This window comes from Variovorax sp. P4_B10 (assembly GCF_056402375.1).
Genome location: NZ_JBFUHN010000027.1, coordinates 1 through 18,087, shown reverse-complemented (window position 1 = coordinate 18,087; position 18,087 = coordinate 1). Strand labels below are relative to the sequence as shown.

General features: G+C 64.9%; 15 protein-coding genes and 1 pseudogene. 3 read left to right on the top strand and 13 right to left on the bottom strand.

The annotated features are described in order from the left end of the window. Positions 1 to 53: 53 nt before the first annotated feature. The 7 genes and pseudogenes from AC1DXX_RS14510 to AC1DXX_RS14480 form a co-directional block, all read right to left on the bottom strand. Positions 54 to 308 (bottom strand): hypothetical protein, encoded by a 255-nt coding sequence (locus AC1DXX_RS14510; RefSeq protein WP_478134904.1) that lies wholly within the window; start codon positions 306 to 308, stop codon positions 54 to 56. A 258-nt stretch (positions 309 to 566) separates the two neighbouring features. Next, the gene (locus AC1DXX_RS14505) at positions 567 to 932 is read right to left on the bottom strand and encodes a helix-turn-helix domain-containing protein (protein WP_478134903.1); all 366 of its coding nucleotides are present in this window, start codon (positions 930 to 932) and stop codon (positions 567 to 569) included. A 73-nt stretch (positions 933 to 1,005) separates the two neighbouring features. Further along, on the bottom strand, positions 1,006 to 1,332 hold the full coding sequence (locus tag AC1DXX_RS14500; protein WP_478134902.1) for an NIPSNAP family protein: 327 nt from the start codon (positions 1,330 to 1,332) through the stop codon (positions 1,006 to 1,008). Positions 1,333 to 1,539: 207 nt separating this feature from the next. Further along, positions 1,540 to 1,743, bottom strand: a pseudogene (locus AC1DXX_RS14495) (IS3 family transposase); the annotation flags it as partial. A 32-nt stretch (positions 1,744 to 1,775) separates the two neighbouring features. Beyond that, positions 1,776 to 2,081 (bottom strand): antibiotic biosynthesis monooxygenase family protein, encoded by a 306-nt coding sequence (locus AC1DXX_RS14490; protein ID WP_478134901.1) that lies wholly within the window; start codon positions 2,079 to 2,081, stop codon positions 1,776 to 1,778. Beyond that, positions 2,074 to 3,204 (bottom strand): glycoside hydrolase family protein, encoded by a 1,131-nt coding sequence (locus AC1DXX_RS14485; RefSeq protein WP_478134900.1) that lies wholly within the window; start codon positions 3,202 to 3,204, stop codon positions 2,074 to 2,076. The genes AC1DXX_RS14490 and AC1DXX_RS14485 overlap by 8 nt, the downstream gene beginning before the upstream one ends. Positions 3,205 to 3,228: 24 nt before the next feature. After that, a complete protein-coding gene (locus AC1DXX_RS14480) occupies positions 3,229 to 4,218 on the bottom strand; it encodes a tripartite tricarboxylate transporter substrate-binding protein (protein ID WP_478134899.1) in 990 nt (329 codons plus the stop codon). A gap of 55 nt (positions 4,219 to 4,273) precedes the next feature. Between AC1DXX_RS14480 and AC1DXX_RS14475 the strand changes: the two genes are divergently transcribed. From AC1DXX_RS14475 to AC1DXX_RS14465, 3 genes are all read left to right on the top strand, one after another. Further along, positions 4,274 to 4,825 carry a MarR family winged helix-turn-helix transcriptional regulator gene (locus tag AC1DXX_RS14475; RefSeq protein WP_478134898.1) on the top strand — a complete coding sequence of 184 codons (552 nt, stop codon included), beginning with the start codon at positions 4,274 to 4,276 and terminating at the stop codon, positions 4,823 to 4,825. Between the two features lie 83 nt (positions 4,826 to 4,908). Beyond that, positions 4,909 to 5,862 (top strand): phosphate acetyltransferase, encoded by a 954-nt coding sequence (locus AC1DXX_RS14470; RefSeq protein ID WP_478134897.1) that lies wholly within the window; start codon positions 4,909 to 4,911, stop codon positions 5,860 to 5,862. A 158-nt stretch (positions 5,863 to 6,020) separates the two neighbouring features. Continuing rightward, positions 6,021 to 9,020, top strand: coding sequence for a transglycosylase domain-containing protein (locus AC1DXX_RS14465; protein WP_478134896.1), 3,000 nt, complete (start codon positions 6,021 to 6,023; stop codon positions 9,018 to 9,020). Between the two features lie 73 nt (positions 9,021 to 9,093). On the opposite strand, the gene AC1DXX_RS14460 is transcribed toward AC1DXX_RS14465, so the two are convergent. From AC1DXX_RS14460 to AC1DXX_RS14435, 6 genes are all read right to left on the bottom strand, one after another. Next, entirely contained in the window at positions 9,094 to 10,446 is a 1,353-nt protein-coding gene (locus tag AC1DXX_RS14460) for a WG repeat-containing protein (protein ID WP_478134895.1), read from the bottom strand. Beyond that, positions 10,443 to 12,035: a rhomboid family intramembrane serine protease gene (locus AC1DXX_RS14455; RefSeq protein WP_478134894.1), complete on the bottom strand. Its 1,593-nt coding sequence runs from the start codon at positions 12,033 to 12,035 to the stop codon at positions 10,443 to 10,445. The genes AC1DXX_RS14460 and AC1DXX_RS14455 overlap by 4 nt, the downstream gene beginning before the upstream one ends. 297 nt (positions 12,036 to 12,332) lie before the next feature. Then, positions 12,333 to 13,484: a hypothetical protein gene (locus AC1DXX_RS14450; RefSeq protein ID WP_478134893.1), complete on the bottom strand. Its 1,152-nt coding sequence runs from the start codon at positions 13,482 to 13,484 to the stop codon at positions 12,333 to 12,335. A gap of 9 nt (positions 13,485 to 13,493) precedes the next feature. Continuing rightward, positions 13,494 to 16,145, bottom strand: a complete 2,652-nt coding sequence (locus tag AC1DXX_RS14445) for a T6SS effector BTH_I2691 family protein (RefSeq protein ID WP_478134892.1) — start codon at positions 16,143 to 16,145, stop codon at positions 13,494 to 13,496. Then, positions 16,142 to 17,245 (bottom strand): DUF4123 domain-containing protein, encoded by a 1,104-nt coding sequence (locus AC1DXX_RS14440; RefSeq protein WP_478134891.1) that lies wholly within the window; start codon positions 17,243 to 17,245, stop codon positions 16,142 to 16,144. Before AC1DXX_RS14440 ends, AC1DXX_RS14445 begins: the two co-directional genes overlap by 4 nt. Positions 17,246 to 17,262: 17 nt before the next feature. Then, positions 17,263 to 18,087, bottom strand: an 825-nt coding sequence (locus AC1DXX_RS14435) for a DUF2345 domain-containing protein (protein ID WP_478134890.1), incomplete at its 5' end; no start/stop codon positions are given.

Here is an 18,087-nt window from a genome sequence, read left to right as displayed (position 1 = left end):
TCCGATCGGTGCTCAGATATTGCGATATCAACTGACCTTGAACTCGCCCCGGGTCACGGGATGCAACTTCTTTCCACTTGTTCAAACAACCTTACCGCTTCTGTCGCAAGATCCGCCGCAATCCACATAATGTTGTCCCGATGCGATGCCCCAATCGCATCGAACCATTCACACCCGTCCCCATAGCAGCAACTCAACAGAGATTGCAGTTGGGTCAACTTGTTCTCAAGAATGTCTGACGCATCCTGCTGGTTGGTTGCGTCGTCGGAAACAGGCGTGTTCTGCCCGGCGATAATTCGATCAGCCATCTGGTGTGCTCCTTACCAAAGATCTGCACGTCACTTGGTTAGACGGCCATGGTGTTAGCGCACCTTGGCCGTCGCCTTTTGTGCCTCACATCGACATCGCTGCGATGTGCATCGATGTCCCGCCGTGAGGCGCGGCGGTACTTCAAATGTATGGAGAGAAACGCGCTAGCGGAAGACTCCATGTAGTGAACAAATTGGGGATCGCATCGACTTTGAGCACACGACCACGATCATCGCGACGCTCGACGATGCAGAAGCTCAGGCCTTGATCTGCTTGGCCTTCGCACGACCGAGCACACGTTGCGGCGCCTTGTAGTCCGGGTCAACCGCCCTGAGCGCTTCGGGCATCTTCTCGGCAATGGCGATCAGCGTCTTCGCGGCGCCTGTCGGTTCGCGACGGCCCTGCTCCCACTGCTGCAAGGTGCGCACCGACACACCGAGCAGTTCGGCAAAGCCTGCTTGCGACAGGCCTGCGTTCTCGCGCGCAGCAACAACAGGCGTGTAGACCTTGCGCGTTTTCCCGGCGCCCATTTCGCGCGCCGACTGCACAAGCAAAGCCTCGAAGTCCTGGCTTGCTTCGAAGGCGGCCAGTTCGGCATCACTCATTGGCTTTTTCTGCGGCATCACGCAACTCCTACAAGGGTTTTGGGCATTGATACCGCGTCCCCGCAACCTGTGTCGGCCGCCGCGGGAGAGACTATTTCGCAGGCGAGAAAGAGGTTGGCGCCAAGAACGAGTTGTCCATCTTCGCAACAATCGGTCCGGCTGCCTCGCTCGCCTTTCTGACCTCGACCCATTCGGGATCGACGACAAATTTTCCCCACTTGACCTCACGATCGGCCAGGCTCTCCCAGATGAGCATGTAGGTCAGCGCGTTGCTGTCAGGTCCGACTGCAGTCGTCCAATACCCGAGTTGACGAATTCCCAGCCGGTTCCAGATGCCCACGGTGTGATCGCGAAATCTGGCAAGAACGTCGGGTAGCCGGCCAGGCATTGCGGTATAGACGCGTAGTTCGTAGATCATCGACATCAGTCCTGAAAAGATTGTTGCGAGTTGACGGGGTGGCGGGCGTGACCGCCGAGCTCACATTGTGCTGCCAGAGGTCCATCCGCCGTCAAAGGAGATGATCTGCCCATACGAAAAGTCGCTCTCGATGGGCCGCGAGCGGCCGGCCCTCAACCGCTTCCTGCAAACTCCCGGAACCACCCACCCTCCGAGCCCGCATGGCAGCTGCCAGCCATCGAAGCGCCGCGCCAGAAGATTGGGCGCCACCGGTAGGCGACGCACCGAATCGGTGGTCACCACGTTTGCGCGCCGATAGACAGGGCGCAGGCCTTGGCGTCTGAGACTGCGGCGAACCCGCTCAGCGCCCACGCATTCGCCCTGCTGACGCAACTGCTGGGTGATGCGGGGCCGACCGTAGCTCCTGCGGCTGAGGGCTGCAAGTCCGCTGGCTCGCGCTCGGGTCAGACTGCGTAGTGCCTGACCGCCATGCCGAGTTGCACATGAGGATCCAGCAGGTTTCTCCATCGAAAGTAATCCGGTGACTGGCGAAACCCTTCGAGGTGGTCCCTCAGCGAGCGCCACCAGATCAGAAGCAAGAAATCCCCCTCGATCTCCACGCAGGGGCCTGTCTGGTGCGCCAGGTAACCGGGCGCGTTGCGCAGCAGTTCCAGGGCTTCCGCCAGGGCGTCTGCGAACAGCGCCTCGGCGGTGTCGCGGCGCCGGAAAAGCACGCTTTCCAGCACCGGCCCCTCAGGACGCTCACTCAACGACGCGTCCAGTCTTCAGGTAGTAAAGCGCGAACAGCAGGTAGGCCGTGCCCCAGATCAGTTCGCTGCGGTTCGCATAGCGCTTGGGCTGGTTGAAGCAGCCGTCGAGCAGCACACCGTCCGGCCTCAGGTGGCGCAACAGGCCGTCGAGCATGACCGGCAGTCGCTGCGTGGCCGCCTGCGCGCCCGGCGGGAGCGCAGGCAGCACGGCCATGCGCGCGAGCTGCTCCACCACCACCGCGGCGGCGGAGGTGTCTGGCGGCACCGATGTCGGATCGGTGGCGATCGCGGGATCCTTGAAGTCCCACGGGGGGATGCCGCCATCGTCGGAATTCCGCATCCAGTAGTCCAGCAGCTTGTTGCCGATCGACAGATAGCGTTCGTCGCGCAACGCCTCCCAGGCTCGCAGGTAGCCGGCCACCGCCCAGGACTGCCCGCGCGACCAGCAGCTCTCGTCGTGCGCTCCCAACAGCGTGTAGTGGCGCAGCTTGTCACCGGTGCGCGCGTCGTAGTCGATGAATTCGATGGTCGATCCGTCGTCGAGCACAAAGTCGCGATGGGTCAAATCCAGATGCCTGCGCGCGCCCTCGGCGAAGGTCTCGTCGCCCGTTTCCTTGTAAGCCCACCAGTCGAGGATCAGATTCGGGTGCACGTTGTCCACGCACACCTTGTCGCGGCCCCAGATCTGGGTGGAGCGCACCTGCACCTGTGTGCCGATCGGCATCGCACCGTTGACCTGCATGGCCATCGAACGCACCGCCCAAGCGGCGGCCAGCGCGAGCGTGCGGAACTTCGACTCGCCGGTCCAGGCGAACTGGCGCGCCGCCGAGTAGTAGAAGCGATGCGCGCGGAACATGTCGTCGCGCTCCAGGTAGCGGCGCAGCCGCTCGGTGCGCGCGGCCGATTCGTCGATGAGCCGCCGGTCGCCTCCCAGCTCGCCGACGATGCGCAGGCATTCGACCCAGTGTCCGCCGCACCAGTCACCATCCTCGGTCGTGTCCCATTCGCCGCTGGCAGGCTCGCAGTGGTAGGGCCATTGCTCGCCCACTGCGTCACGGATCTGCAGCACGCGCTCGCACAGCCTGTCGAGGGCCTCCTGCCATCGCGGTTCGAAATTCAGCATCATCAACTCCAGTGAAAAAATCGTCTATTCGTCGAGGGTGAAACCGGTCGCCTTGACGATCGGCCCCCAGTACGCGCGCTGCTCGCGCAGCGCAGCGGCAAAGGCCGTCGGACTGGCTTGCGCGGGCGTGTAGCCCAGCTCGCCGAGGCGTTTCGCGATCTCCGGCTTGCCCATCGCACCAGCCATGGCAGCATTGAGCTTGTCGACCACCGATGCCGCCGTCGCGGCGGGTGCGAAGAGCCCGAACTGTTCGCTGGCGACGAGGCCCTTGAACCCGAGCTCGGCGAGCGTTGGCACGTCGGGCATGAAGGGGGAACGCTTTGCACCGGTGGTCGCCAGCACGCGCACCTTGCCATCGGCGCGATAGGGCAGGAATTCACCCAACACATTGACGCAGGCCGGCACATGCCCGCCGATCAGGTCCTGCATGGCCGGCGCCGATCCCTTGTACGGTACGTGCTTCATCGAGAGTCTGGCCATTGCAGCGAATGCGGCGCCTGCGAAATGCACCGCCGAACCGGCTGCGGGCACGGCGTAAAGGCCATGGACCTCCGGCGCCTTTTTTACTGCCGCGATGTACTCGGCCAGCGAACGGATCGGGCTGCTGCCCGGCACAGCGATTGCGAACTCGTACGACACCACCGGTGCCACCGGTATCAGGTCGCCCTCCACCTTGTAGCCCAGCCGCGTATAGACGAATGGATAGATGGTGAACGGCGAGATCGAGGTGAAGAGCAATGTGTGACCGTCTGGCGCGGCCGCCTTCACCAGATTCAGGGCAATACGCAACGCAGCGCCGGGACGGTTGTCGACGATCACCGGACCGAAGGTCTCGCGCAGCTGGTCCGCGACAAGGCGAGCCGTGCTGTCCATTCCGCCGCCCGGCGGAACGGGGACGATCAGGGTCAGCGGCTTGCCTGATTGCGCTGCAGCAGTTGGATGGAGGCTGCCTGCACCGGCGGCCAGGAGCAGGCCGAGCAGGTCGCGGCGAGAGAGAGGAGTGGTGGTTTTCATGATCTTGAAGTTCGTCTTTGATAAACTTTCATTTGAAACTTTAAATTGATTTCAAATGAAAATAACTGGGGTTTCCACCAGCAAGGCCAAGGGCAAGCCGCGCGGCGCCGAACGGCTCGTGATGGAGCACTACGTGCCCTATCAATTGGCGCTGCTGTCGAGTCGTCTCAGCCTTGCGCTGGAGCGGGTGTGCAAGCGCAAGTTCGACATCTCCCGCACTGAATGGCGGGTGCTGGCACTGGTGGGGCAGGTCGATTCGTGCGCCGCGTCGGAACTGGTGGAGCGCTCGGTGATGGATGCCGTGGCGATCCATCGGGCGGTGAAGCGACTCGAGTCGCTCGGTTATCTGCAGCGCTCCGAATCGGACCGCGACATGCGGGTCCGCCCGCTCAGCCTGACCTCAGCGGGAAGGAAGGTCTACCAGACCATCGTGCCCTATGCCGTCGAGTTGGAAGGGAAGCTGCTGCAAGGGCTGCCCCCATCGCTGGCTGCATCGTTCAAGGAAGCGCTGCAACACCTTGCGGCCATGGACGCGGACTTTGGCTTCCCGGATGCTCCGGGAATGCATGGTCACGCTGCAGTCACAGGTTCTGTTCGGCACCCTTAGTCTTCATACGGGAGAGTCTCGCTGAAGCAATGGCACGCGGCTGTGCTGCAAACTCCCCGAATCACCCACCCTCCGGAGCCCGCATGGCCCCCTCCTCCTCCGCGCCCCACCCCCACTACGACCGCCTGATCGCCGCCGCCCGCGCCCTCCCACCGCTGCGCGTCGCGGTCGTCCACCCGGCCGACGCCGTGTCGCTCGAAGCGGCGCTGGCTTCGGCCGCGCTGGGCCTCATTACGCCGGTGCTGGTCGGTCCGCGCGCAAAGATCGAGGCCGCGGCACGCGAGGCCGGCGCCGACATCTCGCACCTCACCATCGTCGATGCCCCGCACAGCCACGCCGCGGCCGACGCCGCCGTGGCCATGGCCTTGCGCGGCGAGGTCGATGCGTTGATGAAGGGCAGCCTGCACACCGACGAGCTGATGGGCGCGGTGGTGCGGCGCGAAGGCGGGCTGCGCACGTCGCGGCGCATCAGTCACTGCTTCGTGATGGACATTCCGGGCCACGCGCAGCCGCTGATCATTTCGGACGCCGCGATCAACATCGCGCCCACGCTCGAAGAGAAGGTCGACATCGTGCAGAACGCGATCGACCTTGCGCATGCGCTGCAGATGCCGGCGGTGCGGGTGGCGATTCTCTCGGCCACGGAAACGGTCAACACCAAGGTACCCTCCTCGCTCGACGCCGCCGTGCTGTGCAAGATGGCCGACCGCGGCCAGATCACCGGCGCGCAGGTCGATGGGCCGCTGGCCATGGACAACGCCATCGACGCCGAGGCGGCACGCATCAAGGGCATCGCGTCGCCGGTGGCAGGCCGCGCCAACGTGCTGATCGTGCCCGACCTGGACGCGGGCAACATGCTGGCGAAGAGCCTCACCTTCCTGGGCGGGGCGTATGCGGCGGGCATCGTGCTGGGCACGAAGGTGCCGGTGATCCTGACGAGCCGCGCCGACTCGGAGCCGGCACGCCTGGCCTCGTGCGCGGTGGCGTCGATGCTGGCCAAGGCGGGGCGCGAACGGCTCATCAAGGCGGTGGGCTGACCCGCAGCGGCCGCGCGGGCCGCACAGGCCGCGCATTCCTTTCGGCCTAGGTAGTTTTCCGAAGCTGAAAAAACCACAGTGCGTAAGCCAAAACGGCTACAGAAAGCGCATCATCATGACTGACGAACCCACTGTGCAAACTGTGAGCGAGGCAGAGCATGACCTGGTTCAAGAAGGCTTTCTGGTTCGGCGCCGGGCTCGGTGTCGTGGGCGGGCTTTGCTGGTTCACGGTGGACGAGCTGAAAACGTCCCGGCTGCAATCGGCCCTGTGGCGCGACTTTGGCAGCGGTGCCGGCTTCAGCGTCGATGCCGGTGCGAGCGATGCCATCCGCTTTCCCCACACGGGGCCTTATGACGAGCGGATGGGCTACCACGATCTTCCCGCCTTCATCGAACGCCTGGAGCCCCAGGGCTTCGCCATCACCCGCCAGGCCCGCATGTCGCCGCGGCTCATCGAGCTGCAGGAGCGCGGGCTTTTCACGCCCTACCGCGAGAAAAACCAGGCCGGCCTGACCGTGCGCGACTGCCGCAATGCGGCACTGCTGCACACGCGGGTGCCCCAGCACGCCTACGAGCGCTTCGAGGAGGTGCCGCCGCTGCTGGTGAGCGCCCTGCTGTTCATCGAAGACCGCCACCTGCTGGACGCGCAGCCGGCGCAGCGCAACCCCGCCATCGACCCGGAACGCCTTGCCAAGGCCGCGGTCGAGCAGGGGCTGCGGGTGTTCAACCCGGGCGGGTCGGCAACGGGCGGCAGCACGCTGGCCACCCAGATCGAAAAGTACCGCCATTCGCCGCATGGCCGCACCGGCTCGGTGCGCGAAAAGCTGCGCCAGATGGCATCGGCCTCGCTGCGTGCCTACCAGGGCGGCGAAGACACGCTGGCGCGGCGCCGCCAGATCGTGGTCGACTACCTCGACACCGTGCCCCTGGCCGCACGCCCGGGCATGGGCGAGGTGCACGGCCTGGGCGACGGCCTGTGGGCCTGGTACGGGCGCGACTTCGGCGAAGTCAACCGCCTGCTGGCCGACAACGCAGAGGGGGCGGCGCCCACGCCCGAGGCGCTTCAGCGCCAGGCCGAGGCCTTCAAGCAGGCGCTGTCGCTGATGATTGCGCAGCGCCGCCCATCGCAGCACCTGCTCGGCGACGGCGCAGGCCTGGCCCGGCTGACCGACAGCTACCTGCGGCTGATGGCCGAGGCAGGGCTGATTTCTCCCGAGCTGCGCGATGCGGCACTGCCGCTGCCCCTGCGGCTGCGGCCCGAACTGCCGGCAACGCCCCGGCCAGACTTCGTGCAGCGCAAGGCCGCGACCGCGCTGCGCACCCACATCTCCACGCTGCTCGACGTGCCGCGCGCCTACGACCTGGAGCGCCTCGACCTGGAGGCCGAAACCAGCCTCGACGGCGAAGCGCAGGCGCTGGCGACGCGGGTGCTGACCGGCCTGCGGACGCCCGCCGCGGCCAAGGCAGCAGGCTTGTTCGGCCCCCACATGTTCGACCCGGGTGCAGACCCGGGCCCGCTGGTCTACAGCTTCACGCTGTTCGAGCGCGGCGCCAACGCCAATCTGCTGCGCGTTCAGGCCGACAACATCGACCAGCCTTTCGACGTGAACCAGGGCGCGCGGCTGGACCTGGGCTCGACCGCCAAGCTGCGCACCCTGGTGACCTACCTGGAGCTCGTGGCCGAGCTGCACGCGAGCTGGGCCGACCTGAGCCCCGCCCAGCTGTCGGCGCTGGCGCCGAGCCCGCGCGACCCGTTGGGCGCGTGGGCGCGGGAGTACCTCTTGCGCGCCAAGGATCGCCGCCTGGCGCCGATGCTCGAGGCGGCCATGGAGCGCAAGTATTCGGCGAACCCGGGCGAGACCTTCTTCACCGGCGGCGGCCTGCACCAGTTCGAGAACTTCGAGCGCTCGAGCAACAGCCAAACGATGACGGTGCGCGAGGGCTTCAAGCATTCGGTCAACCTGGTGTTCATCCGCCTGATGCGCGACCTGGTGCGCCACCGCATGTTCGGCGGCGCGTCGAATGCCGAGCGCCTGCTGAAGGACCCTGCCGACCCGGGCCGGCGCGAGCTGCTCGCGCGCTTTGCCGACCGCGAAGGCTCAGCCTTTCTCATCCGCTTCTATCGCAAGTACCAGCGCGTGCCGGCCGCGGACGCCGAGGCGCTGTTGCTGCACGGCCGGAAGCCAACGGCGCCACGCCTGGCGAGCATGCTGTTCACGATCGAGCCCGAGGCCAGCGACGCACGGCTCGACGAGTTGCTCACGCAGCAGCTTGGCCGCGGTGCTGGCTCGCCGCGCGCACTGCGGGCGCTGCGCACCACCTACGCCGGCTTGTCGCTCGCTGATCGCGGTTACGTTGCGCGCGTGCATCCGCTGGAGCTCTGGCTGGTCGGTTACCTGCGGCAGCACCCTCGCGCAACACTGACCGAGGTGCTGAACGCGAGCGCAAGCGAACGCCAGGAGGTCTACGCCTGGCTCTTCAAGACGCGCCACAAGAGCGCGCAAGACAAGCGCCTGCGCGAGCTGATCGAGCTCGACGCCTTCGCGCAGATTCATCGCTCGTGGCAGCGCGTGGGGTACCCCTTCGCGTCGCTGACGCCGTCGTACGCGAGCGCGATCGGCGCCTCGGGCGACCGGCCGGCCGCGCTGGCGGAACTGATGGGCATCCTCGTCAACGACGGCGTGCGGCGGCCCACGCAACGGGTCGGCGCCCTGCACTTCGGGCGCGACACGCCCTACGAGACGCGGCTCGAGCCGGGCAACGCGACCGTCGAACAGGTGCTCCCCACCGAGGTGACCGCCACGGTACGCCGCGCGCTGATCGAGGTGGTGCAAGACGGCACGGCACGGCGCCTGAAGGGCGCCCTGGTGGACGCGAACGGCCGCACGATCGAGATCGGCGGCAAGACCGGCACCGGCGACCACCGCTACGGACACACCGGCCTCGGCGGACGGGTGACCTCGGAACGCAAGATCAGCCGCTCGGCCACCTTCGTGTTCATGATCGGCGACCGCTACTTCGGCACCATCATGGCCTACGTGGGCGAGCCCTATGCGGCGCGCTACCGGTTCACGAGCTCGCTGCCGACGCAGTTGTTGAAGTCGCTGGGGCCGCAGTTGTTGCCTGTGCTGCAGAGGGGTGGGTGTGGGGGGGAGTGATGAATCACCTTCGTGATTGGCTGCATCGCCCGTTGCTGAACTCAACCATCTCCATCGAATTGACTGATCGCACTCACTGGCGGCTCCGCCTGCGCAAGTAGCCCAGGCTGACCACGAGTGCCACCACCGCCAGCAGCAGTTTCAGGAACGTCGCGCCGTGACTCCACTTCCGGGCTTCCCGCGCCTGTTCGACCCTGGCATCGATCCGTTGCTCAGCCACGGCTGACTCGGCCAGCCTGTAGACGTCGAGCGGGGTTTCGCCGGCCTCCGCCCGCGAAGGCTGCGTTGGCGCCAGCGCGGCCATGCGCGCCGGATCGGCTGCCGCCACATACTTGCGGTCGGGCGTGTCATTGCGCCGTTGCGCATCCAGAACGCAGCGCTCGGCCACGTCGTCGACAGGCCACAAGGGCTGGCCTCTGGTGTCACGCAGCTGTTCGATCCCGCAGTCGAGCTTCACCCGCATGAAAAGCGGCTGGTTGCGCGCGTCCCGCCACTCGACAGCATCACCGCCGCGCGGCATCGTCGTGACAGGACCTGTCCGGTTTCCGTAGAGAGAGCCGCCCTGGTAGCTGTGAGTCACGTGCAGCTGATCACCCTGCGCATCGATGAAGCGGCCGCGCTCCTGCGCCGTCACCACGGCGACGCCATGGCTCGCGCCCTGGGGTTTGCGCTCCTGGCCGCGCTCGATCAATTCGCGGCCCTTGCCGTCCATCAGGATCGCGCGGCCGCCCAGCGGGTACGCAACCAGCCGGTCAGGCGCCACGACCTCGAGCGAGGCGCGCATCGTATCGGCCGGCACCACCATGCGCCCGGTCTTGTTGATCGCGCCCACGCCGTGGTCGGGCAGTTCCACCGCGGCCAGGCCGTGCAAGAACGAATTGGCCAGCGCATATGTCCGCGCAATGACCTCCTTGCCGCGAAGGTCGATGTAGCCAAAACGGTAGCGTGACTCTCCGTCCTCGCTGTCACGGTTTCCGACCACGGCGAGCCCCTGCGAGAAGGGCCGGGCGCTCTCATAGCGGGCAGGCACCACCACCTCGCCCTTGGCGTTGAGAAATCCGTACTTGCCCCGCGCGTCTTCGAAAGACGCCAGGCCCTCGGAGAACTCGTTGACGCGCAAACCATCGGGGAACTTGCCGGTTTGCCGGCCCTTCGCATCGAAGATGCGCACTCCGCCTTCGCGGTCGGTGGCGAGCCAGTGCGTTCCCGCCAGCTTGAAGGTCTCCGTGTCCGAACGCACGACCCAGCGGCCGGAACGGTCGAGCAGTCCGCAGGTTGACGTGACGGCCTCCACACAAGCCGGCACCAGCGCGTCCGCGGGTACCGGCACGGGTGGTTGCGTCTGCACGGACAGCGCCAGCGCAGGGCCGCACGCCAGCGCAAGCAGCCCTGCGCACCATGCGCTGGCGGTAGCTGGCAGCTTCATCGTTCGCCTCCCACACGCCATTCACAGATCAGCGGCTTCTCGGAAAAACTTTTTCCGGCATCGGCCATGCGCCGAGAAAGATCGACCATCGACAGGGTACGCCCAAGGCGCTCAGTTTCGGTGTGGTTGCTCAAGATGTAGAGGTGCTTGCCGTCTGCGGAGAACTGCGCGGCAATCGGATACCCCACGGTGGGATAGAAGCCCACGTCGAGTCCCGTGTCGAGGTCGGTGACGCGCACCACCGGTTGCTGACCCAAGGCTGCGACGATGTTATGCCCACCCTTGTCGAGGAATGCGGCGGCCACACTGAAGTCGTCGCCCATGTACTGCACCGGGCATCTGAGCCACTGGCGCTTCACCACCTGATCGGCAGTGCCTACCAGCACAACGCTGCCTTCGTAGCCGCGGCGCAGCGACAGTCCGTCGGTGCGTTGCTGCGGGAAAGTTTCGGCGTGGTCGGTTGGGTTGAGTTTCTCGCGCGTCGTAGTGACTGCGCCGGTGTCCAGATTCAGCGTATCGACGATGTCGTTGAACAGGTCCAGCGCCTGCACCTTGCGACCGTCGGCGGACACGCGCAGGGAAGAACTGTTCGACCCTTTGCCGGCGAACTCCCATACACGGCCCGTCGCTTCCTTGTCCGGTACCGGCGGCGGCTTTTGCTTTCGCTGTACCGCGGCGGCCTCCTCTCGCGCCTTGGACGCCTTGTTCTGCTCGTCGACGTCGGCCGCCGCCTTCGTGCGCGCGGCCGCCTCAGCCTTGTCGCGCCGCGCGTCGGCAGACACGCCCTCGTCCCATTCGGCACGCAACTCGCGCAACTGCGGCCACGCGCCGGCATACAGCGCGGCGGCGAGCAGCCCGACGCTTGCCAAGCCGACCAGAGCCAGTCGCCGCAACCGTGGATGCACGTCGGGCTGTCGCCACATGATGCCGATGGCGGCCCCCAACAGCAGACCGGCCAGCAGGCCGCCGAAGTGCGCGRCCTGGTCCACGCCGCGTGTGACGAAGCCCATGACGAGGTTGATGCCGATCACCTGCAGGAGCACGCTGCTGTGGCCCGTCTTCGCGGGCGAGCCCTCGGCAGCGTCTTGCGGACCATCGGACTGCCACAGGCTCGCCACCAGCATCGCCCCGCACAGCGCCATGAGCGCGCCCGATGCACCTACGCTGACGATCAGGTTCAGCGACGGTTGTCCGCCCAAGAAGGCACCGGCCAGCGAGGACGTCGGCTGGAAGGTGCGCAAACCGTTCCAGCAGGCACTCGCCAGGCTGGCCCACAAGCCGCCGATCAGGTAGACCATGAGCATGCCCGTCCGGCCGTACACACGCTCGGCCAGCGGTCCTACCAGCACGAGTAGGTACATGTTCGACAGGATGTGGACCAGGCCGCCGTGCAGAAAGAGGCTGGTGAACAGCCGCCACGCATCACCGGTCAAGCTCAGCATCGCCAGGTTGCCGCCCATGTCCTGCAGGACATGGACGGGAATACTCAGCAGCGAGTGCCCCGCTGCGGCGGCACACAGGAAGACGAAGACGTTGACGGCGATGAGGCCGTAGGAGAGCGACGGCTTGAACGGTGCGGGTGAATTCATATGCATTATTTTTGGTGGTGAACGGTGAACTTCACGGCTGCACGAGTTCGAACGATTTTCCCCAACCTTGTTACCGCCATCCCAGAGCTCCCACGTCCACACTCCCGGCACAAGTTCTGGTTGAGCTTCGGGGTTGAAGATGTCGTAAAAGATTTCTCCCCAGGATACGTCGCCTTCGCTCTCCGGATGGCCGGACCACCCTCTTCCATATAGCGCCGGATGTGCTCCCACAGTTGCCGTTCGGCCTGCGACCAGCCAGCAAGCTCCCCGAGCAACACCACACACCTGCGCTGCGCGTCACCCAGATTTCCCTGTCCGCTCGGTCGCCAGCCGCCCCACTCTGGTCTTGGCTTCGGTCAGCGCCTCCTCGGTGCCCCAGTGGGTCAGGAACTCCACATCGTCCTCCGGGCTGAGCTTGCCTTCGTTGCGATAGACCATGGCGGTCATCACGGCACCCGTCTGTACCGGCCGGTCTTCGGGCTCACCCATGCCCGAATCGCTTTGCCACTCTCTGGGAAAGCGCGGCCACGAGCAGGTCATCTGGCTCATCATGTGGAACAGCGTCTCCATGAAGCCCGGTTTTTGCTCCAGGGTGTACTGCGGACCATCCGGCTTGCCGCAGAAGGTGGTGTAGTCGGGGTGCAGGTACCGGGCAATGCCCTTGTAGTTGGAGGGTGCGTCGGGCGGGATGTGGTCGACCGTGGGGCCGGTTTCCATGTATTGGCGGATGTACTCCCACAAATGGGCAGCGCCTTCCGGACCTGAGACGGCTGAGCCCACAAAAATGCAGTCCTCCCCCGCGGCAGTCGGATCGGCCGAATCGAACGGAGGGTGGTAAAGGGCCAGTGCCTTGATGGTTTGCTTGGCGCCGGCACTTGTGCCTTCGGGCTCGTACAGTGCGACGAGCCGTTCCCAGTCCAGCACCACGTTGCCACCGCAATAGCCCGGGCGCAGCACATACACCTTGCGCGTGAGTCGATTGAAACGAATCCGTCCCCGCGCATACGTGAAGAAGCAGGTGCGCATGCCCATGTAGTAGAACCAGGCGAAGATCAGGAAAGCGCTGGCCAAGGCGAGGGGGAAACCCAGCAGCCATCCAAAGACCAAGTCCCCACCATCAAATCTCGTGGTGGGATACCAAAAGAAGATCAACTGTCCAAATAGAAGCGGATGGATAGTCATCCCGTACCAGAACCAAATAATGAATAAAGCTGGCAGGACTACATAAAGATTACCCATCCCGGCGCGCCACTGCAGATCCCAGCCGGGATTGCACAACTCCAGATAGGAGTCGTTCTGCGCAAAGGCACCGCCCCCTGGCATCGAGACCCCACGCGCACCCGAGCGGTTGATCGGCCATTGCTTCTGCCCGCCCAGATTGATGTGGGCACGGCCTTTTTCGATGGATTTGCGACGTGCAATCGCGTAGCTGTTTTCACGGACGAACATGGGGTGATCTCAGGTGGACTGCAGCGCGCTCTGCGCGTTGATCAATTCCTGCAGCGTTTCCTGCAAGTCTTTGTGGATTGGTTTCTGGCCTTTGCGCTCCTTGTTTAACGGAATGTCGCGCATCCAGGTGATCCACTTGTCCTCGGAGAGCAGCAGTATGAAGATGGCGGCGCCTATGGCGAGCACTGCGCCAACCAAACCCAATGTCGCAGCAGCTGCAGCCCAAGCCGCGCTTTCCACGCCGATGATTGCGGCGCCGGTTCCGAGAATGGTGAACGTGGTTCCTAAAGCGCTTGCGGCCTGCGCACGTGACAACCATTTTTGTCCTCTGTCTCTCGATGTCCCTGCATCTATAGCGTCCAGCACCACAGAGAACACCGCCGCCGGCCCCAGAAACCTGAACGCCGTCAGCCGCAGGCTCTTCAGGTGCGCCGCTTTCATCGCGTCCAGTCCTTCGCTCAGTGCCTTGTACTTGTACAAATCCGTGCCTTTCACACCCTTGAACAGCGTCTCTTCGTAGGCCTTGGCACGCCAGTCGTAGAGGCTGCCGATACCCTGCAGGGTCTGCCCTATGAGATCGAAACCACTGCGCAAGTCCAGCTTGGTGCCGAACTGGCTGCCCTTGATGATCGCGCTGCTCATATCGAACAAGCCACCCAGCATCGCGGCACGCGTGCCGGGGGCGGCGCTGCGTGCGCGCTCCAGTGCTGCGGCCCTTCCGGCCCGCGTGCCCGGATCGGCAGCCCCTTGCAGTTTCTTCGCGCGCAGCGCGATTCGCTTGGCGTTCTCGGCGACATCCACTTTGAGCCGCGCAGTTTCTTTTTGAACGGTGCTGCCCATGGTGCTCATGCCCGCCAACGCCAGGTGCTGCACCAGCCGCGCTTCCAGCGCCGACTTGGGCAGTGCATTGATGCCGGTCAGTGCCCGTGCGCTCAGGAGCGAGAACACGTTGCCGGCCCAGGCGAACTTGCGCAGCGCGGCTGGCGCGTCGCCCTTGCCTGCTTCTTCAATAAAACCCAATGCCTTGTCGCCCAGCGCCAAACGGCCAGCGGTCAGCTTGAGTGCATTGGCCAGCGAGTCGGCCAACTGGGTCTCGGGATCCGGCGTCGGTGTTGACTCCGCAGGCCGCTTGGCATCTTCGATTGCCTTATGGGTCGCCTTCAAGGTCTCGCTGTTGAAGCTCAGCATTCGCGACAGCAGGTTGTCGCCCGAAAATTCCATTTCCTTCAGAACCTCGCGGCCTGCCTCGTGGGCTTCCGTGCCGGCCAGACACTGCGCAGCTTGCAGGCTCAGCGCAGCGCCGCCGCCCGGCCGGTTGATCTTTGTGTCTTGTGCACTGAAGCGCGCCATGGCATCGCGCAGCCCGCTCGCGCGCAGCCATGCGTTCTGATCGCTGCCCAGCGCAGCCACGTTCTTTTGCGCTTGCTCTTGACGCACTTTCTGCTCTTGCAGAATGTCGCGTGCTGCCGCCCGGTCGAGCAACTGATCGCATGCGGATTGGACGGCCGTCTTGGCGTTGAGAAGTTCGCGCTGGTAGTTCACCGTGCGCGCTGCATCGCGGCGCGCACGCTCTTGAGCCGCCTCTTGGGGATCATGCGGCAGTGGCGCCCGGATACGGCCCGACTCTTCAAAGCCCTTGTCGACACGCGCCACCGCGCCCTTCTCCGCCAAATCTATCAGCCCTTGCACTCCTATGGCTGCCTGCAACACCCACTCGTTGCTCACGTCCTTGTGATGGCCGAGGGCACCGGATGCTTGCCAATGGGCATACACCATTTGCGCCTCCGCCTGCAGATGTCCCAGTTCCTGGCAGATTCCAATGGCGTCTTCGCAGGCAATCACTGCTCCTTTTTGATCCTGGAGGAAATCGGCCATCTTTTTCAGGCGCGCACCGTGTGCCACCTCGTAAGTAGGGCCACTGCGTTTGACCATGCTGGTGTCTTCGCCCCCCGTCACATCACCCATCGCCGTGTACTGCGGCGTCTTCACTTCCTCCTCATAGTCGCCCCACCCCCGTTCCTGCGGATTGCTGCCCATCAGGCCGTACATCTGCGGCTCAATCGCATCGCGCACTGTTGGCGTGCTGAGTGCCGAGAACTCCACCACCTGCTCATTGAGCTGTCCAGGCTGGCAAGTGTCTGTCTGGCTCGTTTTGCCATTGACCCAGCCGGCCACGTCGAAGCTCTGCATGTACTCGTCCAGGTTCGGCTCGATTTTCTGCTTCAGATGGTCGTAGTCCACGGCGTCGGGATGAAACATGTACCAGAGCTTCTTCACGCGCTTGGCATCCTTCACCCACACCATGCTGGCGTTGGCCGGGCGGTCGTCGCGGGCGCAGGCGATGTGCACCTTCGCTGCCTCCGGTGCGCTGACGGGGAACGCCGTCAGATAGCCATGCGGGTGTACCGCGTAGCCCTCCCAGCGCTTTTCTCCGGCAACTTCGATCAGCAGGTACAGATAGCCCGCGCGCAGCATGCGCACGTTGTACTGCGCTGTCTTCATGGTCACCCCGCCGGGCTGGGCCTGCAATTGGCCCATCGGGCGCAGTTGTCGCAGAGCAGCCATGCCCTTTTCCTGCACGCTGTAGGCGGCGGCATAGCGGGTAAAGAGGATCGGCAGGCCCGTGCGGTTGCAGTTGCTGCAAGGAGATTCGCAGGTCATGCGGTGGCTTTCTCAAATGGCTGGACGAATTCGTGGAACACGCCGCCAAAGGTGGCATGGGGTTCAATGTGCAGAGCACTCAGCATGCGCGCGAGCAAAGGCGCCCAGCGCGGTGAAGACCACGGGATGCTCTGCAGATCCGCAGCGAAATACTTCGATTGCGAACTGCACCACGCAAAGTCTTCAAGGTTTCTACCGTCCAGGCCAAGGGCCCGGCCTTCGTTCAAGAGAGCGTTCATGACGCGACCTTCAGGTTGAGCTGCCACGTCGACGTCGGCGTCTGCGTAGCGCCTCCATACGCGATTGCCGATGGGCGCTGTGTGCGCCAACGCCCACTGCTTCTCATCGAACAGACGGCGCAAGGGATGATGTCTATCGGGTTCCACGGTCTGTGGGGCTGGAGCGACGGCCTTGAACCATAGAGGCAACGTGGCGTCCGGTTGAGCTCCTCGCTCTTGCGCCCTTTCATCCCAAGCGCCCCACGGCTGCAAGAGCGACCACCATTGCCGCACCGGGCCCATCCAGAGCTTGCGCTGCCACGGTGTGAGCGCGGGCCATACACGTTGCATGACGCGCGGGTCCTGATAGCGAAACATGCGGGCCTGCGATGCTTTCGGCGGCGTTTGGTACCCCAGGTTTGCAAGGTGGTGAGCCACTTCGCGCGCTGATTCGGGGCTGAAGATGACGGCACCGAAGTGCTGGGGCGTCAGGCGCTGCCGGGTTTCATGCCACGACGTTTCGAACCAGTCGCCGAACCAATCCCGAGCCAGCACTTCGGCCAGCGTGCCGTCGGGTGTTGCGCGCCAGAGCACGTCGGGCAGCGGCACGATGCAGGGCGCGTCGTCTTCGCGATCCTTGAAGAAATCGTCGGGCACAGGGCTTCGTGCACCAGCGAGTTCCGGATATTCCGCATCGAAGACTGCGGCCAGCGGGTTGTCGCGCCAGCGCTCGAGCAGTGCATAGGCGCGCAGGGGACGCGTGCCTTCCGGCGGCAACGCCGTGACGAGTTCACGGCACAGGGCAACGAAATGCGAATGAAGCGGCGACACCGGTGCGTCGGCCTCGATGGTGTCGAGCGATGACAGGATTTGAAATGACATGGGGGTGAACCGTCCATTCATCGCGAGAACGATCCGTCGCCAATGCTGGCGGCGTCACCTTCCTGCATGCCGCACCCCTTGTATTCCCCCTTGCCCGCGCTGTTGCTCGCACTGTCCCCCATCGGCCCGACGAAGTTATGCATCCCCCTGAACGTCACCTTCCCCGGCGCATGGATCTTGATGCTCGCGCCTTCGAGCTTGATGTAGGCCCCCGCGCTGGTCAGCAGCACGTGTGTCGGCGCCTCCACCTCGACGTTCTTCGTCGTGCTGGCGATCGTCACTTTCTTGTCGGCAGCAATCTTCGTAGCGCCTTTCTGGCTTTGCAGGCTCACGCTGCCGCTGGCCGCATGCAGCGCAATGCCGCGCTCCTGGTTGGGCTCGTCGCCTCCGCTGGCCTTGGCACCCACGGTGTATAGGCTCACCCCCTTGGCCACGCTCACCGCGATCTGCCCCTGCGCGGGCAGGTCGATGTCCTGGCTCGCGACGATGGCGCTGTGCTTGCCGCTGACGACGATCGCCTCCTTGGGCGTGACGAAGCCGATGCCCATCGGGGCGCTGAACTGCAGGTGCGGCTCGCTGTAGGCGGTGACGCTACCCTGGCCGCCTTCGGTGGCCTTGATACCGTCGCCTGTTCCTGCACCACCCCCGGCCGCTGCGGTTCCCTCTTGCTTGGCGGCAAGGACCTCGGCCACATGCTTCAGCGCCTCGATGGCCGGCAGCTTGTCGGGGGCTTCCTCGCCCTTGAGCTGCGCCTTCTGGGTCTGCGCGCTCTTGGCCAACGAAGTCGCGAGTTCCTCGGCCTGCTGGGTCTGCTGCTGCGCCTCCCGGCTGGCCATGAAGGC

Excerpts from the sequence above, each read along its gene's own strand:
- AC1DXX_RS14450 (WP_478134893.1), bottom strand. The coding sequence starts at position 13,484 with ATGTTCGTCCGTGAAAACAGCTACGCGATTGCACGTCGCAAATCCATC.
- AC1DXX_RS14480 (WP_478134899.1), bottom strand. The coding sequence starts at position 4,218 with ATGAAAACCACCACTCCTCTCTCTCGCCGCGACCTGCTCGGCCTGCTC.
- AC1DXX_RS14505 (WP_478134903.1), bottom strand. The coding sequence starts at position 932 with ATGCCGCAGAAAAAGCCAATGAGTGATGCCGAACTGGCCGCCTTCGAA.
- AC1DXX_RS14445 (WP_478134892.1), bottom strand. The coding sequence starts at position 16,145 with ATGACCTGCGAATCTCCTTGCAGCAACTGCAACCGCACGGGCCTGCCG.
- AC1DXX_RS14485 (WP_478134900.1), bottom strand. The coding sequence starts at position 3,204 with ATGCTGAATTTCGAACCGCGATGGCAGGAGGCCCTCGACAGGCTGTGC.
- AC1DXX_RS14475 (WP_478134898.1), top strand. The coding sequence starts at position 4,274 with ATGAAAATAACTGGGGTTTCCACCAGCAAGGCCAAGGGCAAGCCGCGC.
- AC1DXX_RS14470 (WP_478134897.1), top strand. The coding sequence starts at position 4,909 with ATGGCCCCCTCCTCCTCCGCGCCCCACCCCCACTACGACCGCCTGATC.
- AC1DXX_RS14460 (WP_478134895.1), bottom strand. The coding sequence starts at position 10,446 with ATGAAGCTGCCAGCTACCGCCAGCGCATGGTGCGCAGGGCTGCTTGCG.
- AC1DXX_RS14440 (WP_478134891.1), bottom strand. The coding sequence starts at position 17,245 with ATGTCATTTCAAATCCTGTCATCGCTCGACACCATCGAGGCCGACGCA.
- AC1DXX_RS14465 (WP_478134896.1), top strand. The coding sequence starts at position 6,021 with ATGACCTGGTTCAAGAAGGCTTTCTGGTTCGGCGCCGGGCTCGGTGTC.
- AC1DXX_RS14500 (WP_478134902.1), bottom strand. The coding sequence starts at position 1,332 with ATGATCTACGAACTACGCGTCTATACCGCAATGCCTGGCCGGCTACCC.
- AC1DXX_RS14510 (WP_478134904.1), bottom strand. The coding sequence starts at position 308 with ATGGCTGATCGAATTATCGCCGGGCAGAACACGCCTGTTTCCGACGAC.